The 14,718-nt window shown below is 62.1% G+C and carries 15 protein-coding genes; 7 read left to right on the forward strand and 8 right to left on the reverse strand.

Annotated elements, in window-relative coordinates; translation table 11 throughout:
- Positions 1–3: 3 nt before the first annotated feature.
- A complete protein-coding gene (locus AC1D75_RS26850) occupies positions 4–2,007 on the forward strand; it encodes an OPT family oligopeptide transporter (protein WP_495518352.1) in 2,004 nt (667 codons plus the stop codon).
- A gap of 6 nt (positions 2,008–2,013) precedes the next feature.
- Here AC1D75_RS26850 and AC1D75_RS26855 read toward each other — a convergent pair whose 3' ends face one another.
- The 4 genes from AC1D75_RS26855 to AC1D75_RS26870 form a co-directional block, all read right to left on the reverse strand.
- Positions 2,014–2,244 (reverse strand): LuxR C-terminal-related transcriptional regulator, encoded by a 231-nt coding sequence (locus AC1D75_RS26855; RefSeq protein ID WP_495518353.1) that lies wholly within the window; start codon positions 2,242–2,244, stop codon positions 2,014–2,016.
- Between the two features lie 189 nt (positions 2,245–2,433).
- Positions 2,434–3,417: a DUF8320 family protein gene (locus AC1D75_RS26860; protein WP_495518354.1), complete on the reverse strand. Its 984-nt coding sequence runs from the start codon at positions 3,415–3,417 to the stop codon at positions 2,434–2,436.
- A gap of 50 nt (positions 3,418–3,467) precedes the next feature.
- Positions 3,468–4,682 (reverse strand): sensor histidine kinase, encoded by a 1,215-nt coding sequence (locus AC1D75_RS26865; RefSeq protein WP_495518355.1) that lies wholly within the window; start codon positions 4,680–4,682, stop codon positions 3,468–3,470.
- Positions 4,649–5,272, reverse strand: a complete 624-nt coding sequence (locus AC1D75_RS26870) for a response regulator (protein WP_495518356.1) — start codon at positions 5,270–5,272, stop codon at positions 4,649–4,651. Before AC1D75_RS26870 ends, AC1D75_RS26865 begins: the two co-directional genes overlap by 34 nt.
- Before the next feature lie 432 nt (positions 5,273–5,704).
- Between AC1D75_RS26870 and AC1D75_RS26875 the strand changes: the two genes are divergently transcribed.
- Both AC1D75_RS26875 and AC1D75_RS26880 read left to right on the forward strand, forming a co-directional pair.
- On the forward strand, positions 5,705–6,652 hold the full coding sequence (locus tag AC1D75_RS26875) for a DUF808 domain-containing protein (RefSeq protein ID WP_495518357.1): 948 nt from the start codon (positions 5,705–5,707) through the stop codon (positions 6,650–6,652).
- A gap of 46 nt (positions 6,653–6,698) precedes the next feature.
- Entirely contained in the window at positions 6,699–6,917 is a 219-nt protein-coding gene (locus AC1D75_RS26880; protein ID WP_495518358.1) for a hypothetical protein, read from the forward strand.
- Positions 6,918–6,995: 78 nt separating this feature from the next.
- Here AC1D75_RS26880 and AC1D75_RS26885 read toward each other — a convergent pair whose 3' ends face one another.
- The gene (locus AC1D75_RS26885; RefSeq protein WP_495518359.1) at positions 6,996–7,466 is read right to left on the reverse strand and encodes an LppA family lipoprotein; all 471 of its coding nucleotides are present in this window, start codon (positions 7,464–7,466) and stop codon (positions 6,996–6,998) included.
- A gap of 204 nt (positions 7,467–7,670) precedes the next feature.
- Between AC1D75_RS26885 and AC1D75_RS26890 the strand changes: the two genes are divergently transcribed.
- From AC1D75_RS26890 to AC1D75_RS26900, 3 genes are all read left to right on the forward strand, one after another.
- Entirely contained in the window at positions 7,671–8,288 is a 618-nt protein-coding gene (locus AC1D75_RS26890; protein ID WP_495518360.1) for a hypothetical protein, read from the forward strand.
- A 398-nt stretch (positions 8,289–8,686) separates the two neighbouring features.
- Positions 8,687–9,268, forward strand: coding sequence for a PASTA domain-containing protein (locus tag AC1D75_RS26895; protein WP_495518361.1), 582 nt, complete (start codon positions 8,687–8,689; stop codon positions 9,266–9,268).
- Between the two features lie 425 nt (positions 9,269–9,693).
- Positions 9,694–10,197, forward strand: a complete 504-nt coding sequence (locus AC1D75_RS26900; RefSeq protein WP_495518362.1) for a hypothetical protein — start codon at positions 9,694–9,696, stop codon at positions 10,195–10,197.
- A 164-nt stretch (positions 10,198–10,361) separates the two neighbouring features.
- Here AC1D75_RS26900 and AC1D75_RS26905 read toward each other — a convergent pair whose 3' ends face one another.
- From AC1D75_RS26905 to AC1D75_RS26915, 3 genes are all read right to left on the reverse strand, one after another.
- On the reverse strand, positions 10,362–11,660 hold the full coding sequence (locus AC1D75_RS26905; RefSeq protein ID WP_495518363.1) for a lipase family protein: 1,299 nt from the start codon (positions 11,658–11,660) through the stop codon (positions 10,362–10,364).
- Between the two features lie 519 nt (positions 11,661–12,179).
- On the reverse strand, positions 12,180–12,374 hold the full coding sequence (locus tag AC1D75_RS26910) for a hypothetical protein (protein ID WP_495518364.1): 195 nt from the start codon (positions 12,372–12,374) through the stop codon (positions 12,180–12,182).
- Between the two features lie 105 nt (positions 12,375–12,479).
- The gene (locus AC1D75_RS26915) at positions 12,480–12,860 is read right to left on the reverse strand and encodes a hypothetical protein (RefSeq protein WP_495518365.1); all 381 of its coding nucleotides are present in this window, start codon (positions 12,858–12,860) and stop codon (positions 12,480–12,482) included.
- Positions 12,861–13,381: 521 nt separating this feature from the next.
- Between AC1D75_RS26915 and AC1D75_RS26920 the strand changes: the two genes are divergently transcribed.
- Positions 13,382–14,581 carry a hypothetical protein gene (locus AC1D75_RS26920; RefSeq protein ID WP_495518366.1) on the forward strand — a complete coding sequence of 400 codons (1,200 nt, stop codon included), beginning with the start codon at positions 13,382–13,384 and terminating at the stop codon, positions 14,579–14,581.
- Positions 14,582–14,718: the final 137 nt, after the last annotated feature.

Raw genomic sequence — 14,718 nt, forward strand, 5'->3', positions numbered from 1 at the left:
CAAATGTCCACAGATGATGTGACGGCAACGCGTACGAAGTCGTCCGGTCTGCGCGAGCTGACGCTGCGAGGGATCATCCTCGGTGGTCTGATCACTCTCGTATTCACAGCCGCGAATGTCTACCTCGGCTTGAAGGTCGGCCTCACGTTCGCCACCGCCATCCCGGCCGCAGTCATCTCGATGAGCATCCTGCGCAACTTCGCCAACCACACCGTGGTCGAGAACAACATCGTCCAGACGATTGCGTCGGCAGCGGGCACGCTCTCGGCCATCATCTTCGTGTTGCCCGGCCTCATCATGGTCGGCTGGTGGACCGGATTTCCCTACTGGATCACCGTGGCGTTGTGTGCGATCGGCGGCATTCTCGGCGTCATGTATTCCATCCCACTGCGACGAGCACTGGTGACGGGATCTGATCTGCCCTACCCCGAGGGTGTGGCCGCCGCCGAGGTGTTGAAGGTCGGAGACACCAACGCGGGCGCCGAGGAAAACCGCGGCGGTATGCGGATCATCATCATGGGCTCGGTCGCGGCCGCGGGATTCTCGCTGCTGGCGGCACTGAAGGTGCTCAGCAACTCTCTGGCCGGTGCGATCAAGGTCGGCGCCGGTGGCACCATGTGGGGCGCGAGCCTGTCGTTGGCCCTGATCGGCGTAGGTCACCTGGTGGGACTCACCGTCGGTATCGCCATGCTCGTCGGTCTGGTCATCTCGTTCGGCATCCTGCTCCCCATTCAGACCAACGGCGAACTCCCTGCCGGTGAGTCGCTGCTCGACGGGGTCAGCAGCATCTTCTCCTCCGACGTTCGGTTTGTCGGTGCAGGCGCCATCGCCATCGCAGCGATCTGGACGCTGCTCAAGATCATTGGCCCGATCCTGCGAGGCATCCAGAACTCGTTGGTCTCGGCCCGGGCGCGGCGTAAGGGCGACAAGGTCGATCTGACCGAGCAGGACATCCCGATCACCATGGTTGCGATCGTGATCCTGGTGGCCCTGATCCCGATCGGCTTGCTGCTCTGGGACTTTGTCCACAACACCGCACTGCATGGGACCGCCACCGGCATCATCTCCGTCAGCATCATCTTCGTCTTCGTCATCGGCCTGGTGGTCGCGGCGGTCTGTGGATACATGGCCGGACTCATCGGCTCGTCGAACAGCCCGATCTCGGGTGTCGGAATCCTGGTCGCCATCCTTGCCGCACTGCTCATCAAGATGGTTTACGGCGACGCCGACGACGCGCAGAACACCGCGCTGATCGCCTTCACCCTGTTCGTGACCGCAGTGGTGTTCGGTGTCGCAACCATCTCCAACGACAACCTGCAGGACCTCAAAACGGGTCAACTCGTCGGCGCGACGCCGTGGAAGCAGCAGGTCGCGCTGATCATCGGCGTCCTGTTCGGATCGGCGGTCATTCCGCCGATCCTCGGGCTCATGAACACCGCGTTCGGTTTCGCCGGTGCCCCCGGCGCCGGTGACGACGCACTCGCCGCCCCGCAGGCCGCGTTGATCTCATCGCTGGCCGAAGGCGTGTTCGGCGGCGACCTCGACTGGAACCTCATCGGTCTCGGCGCCCTGATCGGCGTCGGCGTCATCATCGTCGACGAGATCCTCTCGCGGTCGACCTCCAAGTTGAGCCTGCCGCCGCTGGCCGTCGGAATGGGCATGTACCTGCCGATCGCGTTGACCCTGATCATCCCGGTCGGCGCCATCATCGGCACCTTCTACAACCGGTGGGCCGTTCGGAGCGGCGGCAACGTCGAACGCAAGAAGCGGATGGGCGTGCTCCTGGCCACCGGCTTGATCGTCGGCGAAAGCCTGTTCGGCGTCGTGTTCGCCGGCATCGTCGCGGCCACCGGTGACGAGAGTCCGCTGGCGGTTGTCGGGGACAGCTTCACCAGCTGGGCCGAGATCCTGGGCGTTGTCGTCTTCGTCGCTGTCATCGCCTGGCTGTACAAGAAGACCCAGCAGATCGCGAACCCGGTCAAAGAAGTGAACGTCACCAAGGGCTGACCCGGCTCACAACTCGTCGACGGTGATGTAACCGTCTTGCAGGGCACGTGCGAGCAGGACCGCCTTGGTGACCGCTGGGCGGCCTGCTGCGTCGTACTTGTCGCGGATCCGCGTGATGTGGGTGTTGACCGTGGAGCCGGAGATGAACAGGCTGCGCGCGGCTGCATCTTTGGTGTTGCAGACGAGCCACGTCCGCAGAACCTCGATCTCGCGGGCGCTCAGGGACGGTCTGGTCACAGGTACGACAGCTTCCATCGTGTGCACGGTGTTTCCGATCTTCTGGTCGCCGGCCGCGGATTGACCGGCGATGTGTACTCGAAATTAGTGCTGCCGACGTGGGAGCACCAGACGGATCTTGCGGGGTCCCCCGACTAGGGGGCCCTACAAATCGGGGCATCGAAAACCCGTTGATGACATCGCTTCTCGCTACGTCTGAACTTCGGTCCCGGCATGGTCGAAGGTGATGCGGCGGGTTCCGGCGCGGTCATGAACATAGATCGACGCCAGCGCGGGCCGGTCTGGGGGCAGGATCCGCACGCAGATGTCGCCGTCGTGTGCGTCCCGGAGTGTGTCGATGATCCGTCCGCGAAGTAGTTCACTGATGGCGGCCGGTGTCGCGTCCATCCCGTGATCGTCGATGAGGATCACCTCCACGCCGCGGGCCCGGGCCAGCCGCGCGGCCGCATCGATTTCGGGGGTTGTCAGCGCGGGCGCTCGGAGGCGGTCACGCAGGTTCGCCTCGACCAGCTCATAGGTTGCCGCCTCGTGCGGACTGAACTCTTCGGCGGTCGCGATGCGCTCCAAAAGGGGCCTGGCCATCTCATCGAGCTGCCGCAGACGGGCGTCTCGTTCTTCGGTCGCCGCACGTGCGGCCGACAGCGCGGCGATCCGCGCAGTGGCGGCATCACGCAACGCAAAGACGGCCTTTCCATTGGGCCGCAACGTAAACGAGAGCAGGGTCGCCATCGCCAGGGGCCCACCGTCGATGACCACCATCCCGACTCCGAACAGGAATCCCTGGTCGGTGAACGCACCCCACAGTCCGTAGACCACTGCCATGGCGAGCAATCCCCACCATGCGCTGATCCAGCGTCCGCGTACCGACATGAAACACAGAATCGTTGTGCCCGCCCCGTGCGTCCACCCCTGTAGCGGCACCTCGAGCGGAACCGGCATCACCCACAGCATCAGCGCGGACGCGATCGGTCCGGCCGCGGCCAGCGCCCAGGTCGCGGGCACGGGCAGTGGGTCGCCCGGCACGGTGATCAGCGCGATGGTGCCTGCCGCCAGGATCACCAGTCCCACGGCCACCGGCCACAAAGAACTGATCCCCTGCCGGGTCGCGGCGGCCACGATGGTGATGGCCACGATGTACACCGCCACAACACCTTTGGCTGCCGGCGTGTGCATCCCCAGGATCGCGGTGATATCCCGCGGAGCCGCTGATCGTGCCCGGGTGATCACTGTGACCGCGTCCAGCTGATGCCGATCCGGGTTCCGTGGCCAGGTTTCGAGTCGACTGTGGCGCTTCCACCGTCCAGAACGGACAGCCGCCCACGAATACTCACCGCAAGACCCAATCGTTGTGGCGCGACCGCACGCAAATCGAATCCGACGCCGTCGTCGCACACGTCCACCCGGATCGAGTCGGGCTCGAAGCGGGCGACCACACTTCGCGTCGCCGCCGGTCCGGCGTGGGTGACGCTGTTGCGCACGGCCTCGGTGGTGGCTGCGGCGATGGTCAGCACCACATTCACCGGATAAGACTGTGCGTCATCGCTTCTCGTGACGTCAGCTGCGACGGTCGGATCCGCATCGACGACCGCGCCGCGCAATTGAGCAACTGCCGCATTGACCAAGAGAACGTCGTCGTCGGTCGGTTGTGTGTGAAATCCGTCCATGTCGGCCAGGGTGCGTTTGGCCTGAACGGCGAGGCGCTGCGAGGCGCCCTGGCGCGCGGCGGCGAGCAACGTCGACATCACACCGTCGTGGGTCAGTGCGTCAAAACGCGTTCGTTCCAGTGTTCTCGCTTGTGTCGCAGCGGCTTCCGCTGCCGCCGCGTACGCCGACTCACGCGTTGCATCAAGGATCCCCGCGGTCCGGATGCCCATCACCGCGGCCGAGAACGGGATCAAGCAAAACGCGAACGCCCAGGCGATCTCGGGGATCACCGGCCCATTGAACTCAGGCGCTCGGACCTCGTGATTGATCAGCTGGACCACCACGGTGACCCCGGCCAGATAGGCAAACGCCCACCGCGCCCGCCACGCCGCAGCAGCGACGATGGCCGGAAGCCCACTGAATTGCGAGAACCACATGCCTCTTTCGCTGGCCAGGAGCATCCCGTCCCAACCCAGCGGCCAGAGTGCCAGGGCCGCCACGTAACCGATCGCTGCGACCGATGCGGTCCTGCGCAGCGCCGGGATACTGCTTCGCATCGCAACGGCTCCCATGACGAGCCCGGTCCCGAAGATCAACACGAGTGCCGAGACCGTCCACCACCCGGCCATCACTTCCGTGGACTGCCCGATGTTGGGGATCACCAGGACGAGGTAGAAGAGGTAGCCTCCACCGACGAACAGTGAGAATTGTTGCAGGATACGGTGTCCGGCGGTTTTGGCTTCGTCCCCGATCGCCGCGGCTATCGCCGGAAACGTCGCGGAATCGGTAGCCATCCGTCCTCAATCGCTCGTTTGTACAGGTCGGTTTTGGTGGGTGCGGGCCGTCCCGCGTCGCGGTACTTGCGGCGGATGCGGTCGACGTAGTCGCTGACGGTTTCCGGCGACAAACCGGTTTCTTTCGCCACCCGCGCCGTCGGTTCTCCCGACGCATACAACTCCAGCACCTGCCGCAACCGCGGTGAGAGGTCAACAAAGCCGGGATCCGAGTCGAGTGCGGCCGCCCAATCCACCGACGCCACTTGTCTTCCCGCTCCAGCAGTTCGGATCGCGTCCTGGATCTCGGCCTTACGAGCAGACTTGCGGATCACCCCGAGGACACCCGCGGAGGCAGCTTCCCGCACCAGAAACGGTTCATCGCCGGAGGTGTAGACAAGCGCTTCGATGTCGGCTTCGCGTAGCCGGGTCACATTCGAATGGGGCGACGAACCGTCGGACAAGCGGAGGTCGAGGATCACCAGTCCGATGTCCGAGGTGGACTGCAACAACTGATCCACCGTCTCTGCACCGGCAACGAAGGCCATGTCCTCGCCCTCCTCGATGATCGTCCGCAATCCCTCCACCACGGACTCATGGTCGTCAATCACCGCCACCTGTAACACTCGGCGGGCCGTCACCGGTTCCCCCGGCCATAAGAACGCATCCCGACATTCTGACGCACAGATTCGAAATCTGCGCGCCAGGATTGTCCTTTTTCAATTAGTTAGTGCAAGTATTTCTGCTACCGAATTACCGCTGGCACAACGGCATACAGAAAACAGTCCCACGAATAGTGGACCGGTCCTGTAATGCGAACGCGTGGAAATCACCGTCGGGCCGGACACCCATCGATGATGTCGCCGCCCGAAGCAGTTCACGAGGACCAGCGGGTCGCCTCGCCATGTTGGACAACGTTGTGATCCAGAGCCAGGACTGGTCCAGAAACCGGCATCGGCCACGTTGGTCTGGCACGAATCGGCTGCAGGCCGCCGACGACGTATCCTTCGGGTGGATGCACACCGTCGAACTAGGAGGTTCCCGTGGCCGGCGGACTCGTCGCACTGCTGGATGACATCGCAGCGATCACGAAGGTTGCCGCGGCGTCCCTCGACGATGTCGCAGCGGCAGCAGGCAAGGCCAGTGTCAAGGCAGCAGGCGTGGTTGTCGACGACACTGCTGTCACGCCCCGCTACGTGCACGGATTCTCCCCTGCCCGCGAACTGCCCATCGTCGGCAAGATCGCGCTCGGATCGATCCGCAACAAGCTCCTGATCATCCTGCCGGTGGCCATGCTGCTGAGCCAGTTCCTCCCCGGAGCTCTGCCGTATCTGCTGATCGCCGGCGGCCTGTTCCTGTCCTACGAGGGCGCCGAAAAGGTCTACGAGGCGATCACCGGCCACTCCGGTGACGCCGACGAGCCCACCGAGCGTGGCCCCGAGTTCGAGAAGACGATGGTCAACGGCGCGATCCGCACCGACCTGATCCTGTCGGCCGAGATCATGGTGCTCTCGCTGTCGTCGGTGGAAGACGAACCGTTCGTGACCCGTCTGCTGGTCCTCATCGCCGTCGCGTTCCTCATCACCGCGCTCGTCTACGGCGTCGTGGCGCTGATCGTGAAGATGGACGACGTCGGTCTGGCGCTGGCAGGGCGCAAGTCGACGCTGAGCCAACGTGTCGGCCGCGGCCTGGTGACGGCCATGCCGAAACTGATGAGCGTTCTGACGGTCGTCGGCATCGCAGCGATGTTGTGGGTCGGCGGACACATCCTGCTGATCAACATCGGCGAAGCCGGGTTCCACTGGCCCGCCGATCAACTTCACGACCTCGAGCACTGGTTCGGACACCTCGTCCACGGAGGGTTCGGTGGAGTGCTCTCCTGGATCGCTGGCACCACGGTGTCAGCAGTGTTCGGTCTGATCGTCGGCGCGATCATCGTGGCGATCATGCACGTGATCCCCAAGCGCAAGAAGGCCGACGCCGCGCATTGACCACTAGCCCGGAGACCGGCACAGCGCGAATGCTCTACTGGTTCACGTGACCGAACGCGCCATCGCCCTGGACATCTCCCCCGAAGCACTGACCCTCGGGATCTCGTTGTACTCCATGGCGATTTTGATCAGCATCGGCGTCAGCATCAACGCCGCCAGGCGACATCGTCGTCGGCTGGCATGGATCATGGCGACCGTCGTCGGGGTGCTGACCATCGCCGGGGTGGTCATCGCGGTTCTGAGTAGTACGACGCATTCCCCGTAGCGCCTGGCTTGACCCGGTTATGGCACCACTTCGAGGTGCTAGCGCACTCGGAACAACCGCATTGAGAAACCTCCGCGTTCAGCCATTGCGAGCATCCTCGAGTCGGCACGGCGTGGTCAGCGAGATGAGTGCAGCTTTCCGACTACCGAATGTGAGCGACGCACCGTCGGAACCGTAGAAGACCACATCGTGTGACTTCAGCTGATCCTGTCGGATCGTTGATCTTGTCAGACCCAACTCGGCCGCCGCCGCTTGCACCACAGCCAGAGCCGGCGTCCACTTCTCAGGCGGAATCGGCGTCGACGAGACCAGCATTGTCGTCGTCACCGTGAATCCGCCGGTTTCGCTCAGCTCACCAGGACACGCCAACTTCCCGACGCTCTGCCGCTCGTCCCAATACAGCTCAGGCACTACGTTGTTCACCGCTTCGGCGATCCGCCATGAGAGTGCCTCGAACTCCAGGGCCACCTGTTCTAGCGGTGGCAGCCCCCCGAGCCGCTGCCTGATCTCGGCGATTCGGTCCGCAGAGGCGTCAGATTCTTCAAACACCTCAACCTGCGCTGCAGCACAACTCGACAACACACACGCCACCACCGTCGCGCACGCGTAACTTGCCCAGCGCCTCATCAGTCCCCCCAGCTGTCGACCAGTCACCAATGCACGAGAACTGTATGCCCTCACGATCGGGCGATTGACGCCCTGTGGCCCGATATTGTCACGCGGTGTGTGGTCCAGACGCCCTATGCTCGGGCGGTGAACGAACGAGCCCAAGCATTCACCGGCGAGTACCAGCGTGCACGTCGCCGGCGGCCCGATGCCCTGTTCATTCATCGAGGAAGCCCGTCACCTGGAGCGATCCATGACTTCTGGGAGTGGTCCACGTCGGATCTGCTCAGCAACACCACACGCGGAGTACTCGCGGAGTACATCGTGGGGATGGCACTGGGGTGTGTCGACGGCGATGTCCGACGCGAATGGGATGCCTACGATCTCGTGACCGCGGACGGTTTGCGTGTCGAGGTGAAGTCCGCTGCCTATCTTCAATCTTGGAAACAAATGTCGCCGTCCGCGATCTCGTTCAGCGTCAGCCCCGCAACGGCATGGTTCGCCGAAACGAACTCGTACTCCGAGGCACGCCGTCGCGAAGCAGATGTCTACGTCTTCTGCGTTTTCGGGACGACTGACCGGGACCGCGCCGATCCACTCGACCTAGACCAGTGGACGTTTCTCGTCTCCCCGACCTCAGCGATCAACAGCGCGTTGGGCGAACAGAAATCAGTCACCATCAACAGTCTTCGGGCCCGTGTCAAGCCTGTCGAAGTCAGGTACGCCGGCCTTGCTGACGCGATCCGTGGTGCAGCAGCTCGCTGAGCGTATTGAATGCGATGAAGCCCGCGCTGTAATCCCCCAGCTCATCAGACAGCACTGCCGGCCAATCGGATTCAGGCCGCCTGCATGCCGCGCACCGCAATCATATGTTCAGATGAATTTTCGGGTGATCCGTTACAGCCCAATATGATTCCCGAATATCTGTAACGCTTTCGGTTGCCGCTACTATAACCAGCTGACGCCTTTGAACGTTCCGCGAAACGTGCCGGGCTAGTTCCACCCCCGATGTGCCCGAAGGGCTCTCACCACATCGTCTCACCATGGCCGTCATGCCTCGGCGTCCGGAGACGTTGACTGTCCTTCCGAGTCGTATCCACCGCTTCCTCGAAGCGGATCACTGTCCGATGCACTCGGTATCAACAACAGAAAGAACGGATCTCGTGACACCACCTCCCCCACCTCCATTCAACGGTTCGAACTCCGAACAGCCCTCATGGGCCACCCCGGGTGACGGCAATCCATCCGGCCAAACGCCGAAGAAGTCCAAGAAGCCGTGGATCTTTGGCGGCATCGCCGCAGTCGTCGTACTTTTCGTCATCGCCGCTGTTGCCGGCGGTGGCGAAGAGGAGAAAGACGCCTCCACGACTGCAGCAAGCTCGTCCGCTGCAACGGTGACGGTCCCACCGAGCACCGTCACCGTTGAACCCACCACGACCACAGTCGCCCCTGCACCGACATCAACGCGCGCAGTCGCCCCGGTCGCTCCAGAGACCACGTCTGCGGCCGCCACCGGCGGCATTATGCCTGCCGTGATGTGCATGAACCTTCAAGATGCACAGGACCTCATTCAGGAGAACGGCGTCTTCTACTCTCGCAGCAGCGATGCCACAGGCGAAGGACGCCGACAGGTCATCGACAGCAACTGGGTCGTGGTAGGCCAGACACCCGAGGCCGGAACCCCCATCACCGAAGGTGAGGCGGTTCTGTCGGTCGTCAAGATCGGTGAAACCGGCGACTGCTGAATACGATGCGAGCGCACGCTTGGCTCGGCGCGGGCGACAGGGAATTCGCTGTCGCCCGCGCTTGAAGGGCTGACTACAGCAGAAGGATCACCCGCACTTCGCCGAACATCTTGGGCGGCAACGAACATGGCCCGAAGCGTAGGCATCACGGCCAGAGTCATGGACCATTACGATCCTGACACCCGACTGCGCCAGTTCCGAGCTGGTCGGGCACGATGTGTGACACGAAGGCGTTCTTCCCTACCGTCCATCCTTGCGGTGCCAACGCCCACGCATCGCGATACGTCGACACGCTGCGAACACAGCAACCCGCGTTGACGACCGAGTAGATTCACCAATCTTCCCGGAGCGAATTACCTAGAAACACTAAGTTAGCCAACACCTTTGGATGTCCATCTCGGAGAGTTATATGCAAAACTTCTGCAATGACCGTTCTTGACGATGATGTAACCAGCGCCGCCCAGATAGCCCTAGCGCGTGACAGGACCGATGGCATAGGGAGTTACGAAAAGGTACTCACAACCCTGGGCAGTGCGATCAGGTGGCTCCGCTACGCGGCCGTAGCAATCTTCGCGATCGGTGGTGTCTTCATCGGCTGGGCACTGTGGATCCTTCCTGGATTGACAGACACCGGCGTACAAAAAATCATCGAAAATCCCGACAACCCACTGGTCGCCGTCTTCGAACTCTTTCGCGGCACCGCCTTTGCAGTTGTCGTGGCTTCCCTGATCTTTGGCGTCCTGAGCCTCGGCAGGGCCGCCCTCGACCAGGCAACGCGTTATCAAAAACGTTTGATGGCAGCAAACTTCATGCACTACGTATTGGTCCGATACGAAGATCAGCTGAAGAACGGCAGCATCGAACTCGAAGATGTCGTCAAATTCATGGAGCTTGGAGCAAGAATGTCGAATCAGCTTTCACGAATGTGAAGTTTGGAAATGCTAAGTCCCAGAACCTGCACATCGCGATTGACCCAAAGGGCGCTTTCACCGCCGAGCAGGGCAACGACGGCAACTCCAGGGAGAAGAATCCCTCCGCAAAAGACTAAGTGATCATTCGTAGCTCTCAGTGATTGGCCGTGAGGTGACCGTGGTCATGCGATGACACACCGCGACTGGGGCACCCCCGTGAACCGGTCGATCATCCAACCAAGCGCGGTCGGGATACCGAAGAATTCCGGGATACCGTGTGCTGCTGCGGTTCCCGGAAGTATTTGTGGCAGCGGGAAGGTGGTGAACTGCACCGTCGCCCCCCGACCGCACCATTCGCGGGCGACCTCGCGCGAGCTACTCCACGGCACCACGTCGTCACTGTTGGATGCCACGATGAGAATCGGCGCTTCGGGAGTCAGGGTACCGATGCGCTGCTGGTCGAAGATCGGCTTGAGGACCGGGCTGGCAGTGGCCACCTCACCCAGGGGACGGCCACTGCTCGTCCACGCACTCGTCCGTTGGAAGGCGTACCGCGCAAGCGTTTCCGGTACACACTGGTTCGCAGTCTCACGCAGCAGCGACTTGCCCGCTTTGTTGAGCACCCGGTCGAGTTCAGGACGGGCCTCGGGATAGTCGGCGTAGATGCCGTTGAGCGCGTATCCGACAGCGCCGGTGAGGATTCCACCTTCGGCGAGCGCCAGGGTCTTCAGCGGGTCCACGGGCGGTGCGCCGGCGTAGGTTCCGCTGACGTTGAGCTCGGGCGCGTACTGGCCTTGCAGTTCGGCGGCTCCGGCGACCGCTCCCCCGCCCTGCGAGTAGCCCCACATCCCGACTGGAGTGTTACCCGGGAGGGATTTCAGGTCGATAGCCGCGCGGGCCGCGTCGAGCACCGCGTGGGCCTGGCCCACGCGGTTGAGGTATCCGTGCACGGCAGGGGTGCCCAGACCTTGATAGTCGGTGACGACCACCGGGATGCCCTGAGCGACCGCCGCATAGATCGCAGCAATCTCGTACTGCACCATCACGTCGAGTCCACCGCCGTAGTGAATGACGGAGTTGAACAGGCGCGACGGTGCACACTGATCGCCTTGACCGTGGGTACCGACGGCCATGCTGATGATCGGACGCGGACCAGGCTTGGCCCACGCAATGGCCGGCTCAAAGTAGGTGCCGGTGACGGCGATCGGTGCACCATTGACGTCGGTGCTGGCGTACATGATGCGGGTGCCAGTGGCGGGAAAGGCGCCGCCGCCGGTGGGAATACTGAACGCCAGTGATGAGGGTTCAGACCGAAGAATGCTTCCCGGGGTAGCCGAGACATCGGTGGGCGGCTGGTAGAACGCCGGCACCGGGGCCGCGCCGGCACCTCCCGCACCGGCGAACATGCTCACCGCGGCGAGAGTCACCATCGCTAGGACGCTCAGGAGCAGGTGGGGCAGGCGTGCGACGGTGGGGGCCATTCTGCGGAAATTACCAGGTGCGAATTGCAGGGGGACCATTTTCACGGACGCGGTGTCCGGGTAATTACGCACCCCCAAAGGTTGCGGTTAGCGAGCATCGCGTGTTCGGTGGGACTTGTGGCGAGTCCCAGCTGCAGCAGCAGGCCCGCTCGGATAGGACGGGACCTCGCCCCACGTGCCGTCTGGCCTCGGCGGCCACGGAGCCTGGATATCGCACGCTAGAAGAAGTGAATGGCAATGAATACACTTCCTACCGCACCACAGTTAGTGGGATTGAAGCCCGGCACGGCTGTCGTCACAGAGCCCAGGGACACGGTGACAACGTGGAATCATCCAATCCCGCCGTCGCACCCGCTCCCTACGTCCTCGGGCTGCGCACTGCTGGCCGCCAGGGTGCATGATCGGCCCCATGTGCAGGGCCTCATTACCGAGGACCACAACGCCCCTCTCGGCCATGAAGATCCGTGGGCCTCGCGAATGCTGACGATGATGCGCTCTCCCCTACGCCTGGCCGGCGTCCTAACCGGCTGCGCCCTGCTGGCCATTGGTTGCAGTTCGACCGCACAAGACTCGGGAGACGGACAGCTCGTCGGTCGTATCGAGTGAGGCGACCAGTGCACCTATCTCCTCCACAGCGGTCTCGCCCGGCCCGTCGTCGGCGAGCGCCGCGACGCCGATCCCGCCGCCGGTTGAAACTCCGCCAGAAGTCGTCACTTTCGTGTGCGGCGACCTCTGTATCAGTCCGGCACTGCCATCTACTCAGACGGAACCACCGGGTACGAACCATCGTGTGACACCTACGTACTGCCGACTGGCAGATCAGGACCAAAATGGCGATGGTGTGATCAGTGGTTTCGAGCGGTGTGGCACTGCGTGTGGCGAGGAACCGGCCAGTGGGGAGATCCAAACCCAGCACGGCTGCGAGCAGGGGTACATCACCGGACCGATCTGCGACGAGGTCGGAGTGCCCTCGCCGTAGTCCGTGGTTGCGTGTCTCAGACCCGCCACCGCCGGCAAGTCGGCCTTCTCCACGTCGACGAGGTTGTCGGAGTTCACCCCGGCATTGCCCAGAGTTGAATGCCGATCTGCGGTAACTGAATTCCCCGTCGATCCGGAGCACTTGTTCTGACAATGCCCGACGTTGGCCAACACCAATCCCGGCATCAGATTCGGTTCCATCGCGGCCGGCCCCTGGAACACACCCCGGTCGTTGAAGACCCGGACGATGTCCCCGGCCTCATACCCCGCTCCACAGCATCGGCCGGGCCGATGAACACGAACTGCTCACCTTGGGCGACCCGCTTGTCCGCAGCATTGCCGTACTGGCCGACGGTATGTGCTTCTCGACGTAGTCCGCGTCGGGGGAGTCCCTGAGTGATAATTTCATTGATCAAACCCATCGCGAGGGCACCGTCGGTGCCGGGTTTGATGGCGATATGCCAATCCGCTTGTCGCACAGCGCGGGTACGCATCGGATCTAGACAACGATCTAGGCGCCGTTGTTTTTGCGGGCTTCGAGCAGGAACGGCCAACCGTGCAGGTTCGTGCTGGTCATATTCATGCCCCACACGTTGGTGTACTTCGAAGAGTCAAGGCGCCAGACCAATTCGAGAGCGCGACTGCGAGGTCAAATCTACACTGAACAACGAATGCCCTAACACGACCGCAAGGCAAACGCCCAGCGAACTCCGGAACACTAAACCCAAGAGAGACGCCTCGGCATGGACCAGAACGAATCCATCGACACGCGAACTACGAACTCCCCACGCGATGCACTAGCTCGGGCAGAGCAAGCACTGGCCGGATTAGACCGCGCTCAGGCCACTGCTCGCAAGGATGGAGCCCGGGTGTGGGTCACGATATGCGTGGTGATTGCCGTCGCAACAACAGCACTCGTGGTCCACACTTTTTTCGAACCTGCACGCCCGCAGGTCGATACCACGAGCGTCGCCCTGATAGCCATCATTCTAATTGCTCCGTTCGTGCCCCAACTGAAGGCCCTCGAGCTGGGCGGCGCGAAAGCCGAATGGAAGGAAACCGCGGTCACTAGCCTTCAGGAAACAATCGATGTCCTGAAGCTGCAGCAGGCGGCCATTCGCCAATTATTTGACGAAATCGCCGACTCATCAAATCGTGGCGATGGCGCGTTCGAAACTAACGCATTGCAGTCCAGCTTGATTCAACACCACACCGCCGTCCACCAAGTTCAGAAGATTCTCTGGATAGATGACCATCACGAAAACAACGAGTTTGAAATAGCTAGCCTGAGCGAGTTATTCGAGGTGGTATTGGCGAATTCAAACAAAGAGGCGTTGGAACTGTTGGACAACAATGATTCGGGGGTGGACGCAATCATTACCGACCTCAAGCGCGAACACGAAAACGCGGGGCCCGTCCCTGCCGGCCAGCACCTGTTACGAGAAGTCCGTCAACGTTTCCCGGACAGGGACTATCCGATTTTAATCTACACGAGTCAAGGCTCGGCTTCGCGGTTCGGCTCCGAACTCACCGCAGAGGGCGCTACCGCCGTGACCTGGCTCTTCAGTGAGCTCGTGCGAGCCCTTCGCACGATCGAGTCGGCTGCCCTCGAGAATCTTGCACTCACTGAAGCCCAACGCCACGGGACGATTACTGTTTCAACAACGAATCCTCATATCGACATCATTTTAAATCTCAGCAATAACGTTCGCCTCGGCATCATAACTGCTTCATGGCTGAATCGCCCCACATTTGACGCCTTCAAGCAGCGCATTCAGCGTCTGACGGAGGCAGTGAATAATAATGAAGTCGATCGGTCGCTTCTTGTGGTGGGTCGACACGTACTTGACGATCGGCATCTAAGCTATGCGAGGGATCAGGGCGTCCACGTCATCCTTCCAGATGAGTTGTCCTCGACGTTCGATCGAATGGCGAAAGTATGACTATTGTTTTCCGCACTCAATCATCACACTTTCACGGACGCAACGGCGCCGAAATGCCATCTAGCTGATAGGTTCCCGCATCGCGGGATTAACGGCGGGTAGTCGAGGTTTACACCAGAGTCGACGCGCACATCTCG

The organism is Williamsia sp. Y712, assembly GCF_059445525.1.

What these genes read in the sequence shown, in the direction of transcription:
- AC1D75_RS26920 (WP_495518366.1), top strand. Translation starts at nt 13,382, where the DNA reads ATGGACCAGAACGAATCCATCGACACGCGAACTACGAACTCCCCACGC.
- AC1D75_RS26850 (WP_495518352.1), top strand. Translation starts at nt 4, where the DNA reads ATGTCCACAGATGATGTGACGGCAACGCGTACGAAGTCGTCCGGTCTG.
- AC1D75_RS26860 (WP_495518354.1), bottom strand. Translation starts at nt 3,417, where the DNA reads ATGCACACGCCGGCAGCCAAAGGTGTTGTGGCGGTGTACATCGTGGCC.
- AC1D75_RS26905 (WP_495518363.1), bottom strand. Translation starts at nt 11,660, where the DNA reads ATGGCCCCCACCGTCGCACGCCTGCCCCACCTGCTCCTGAGCGTCCTA.
- AC1D75_RS26900 (WP_495518362.1), top strand. Translation starts at nt 9,694, where the DNA reads ATGACCGTTCTTGACGATGATGTAACCAGCGCCGCCCAGATAGCCCTA.
- AC1D75_RS26865 (WP_495518355.1), bottom strand. Translation starts at nt 4,682, where the DNA reads ATGGCTACCGATTCCGCGACGTTTCCGGCGATAGCCGCGGCGATCGGG.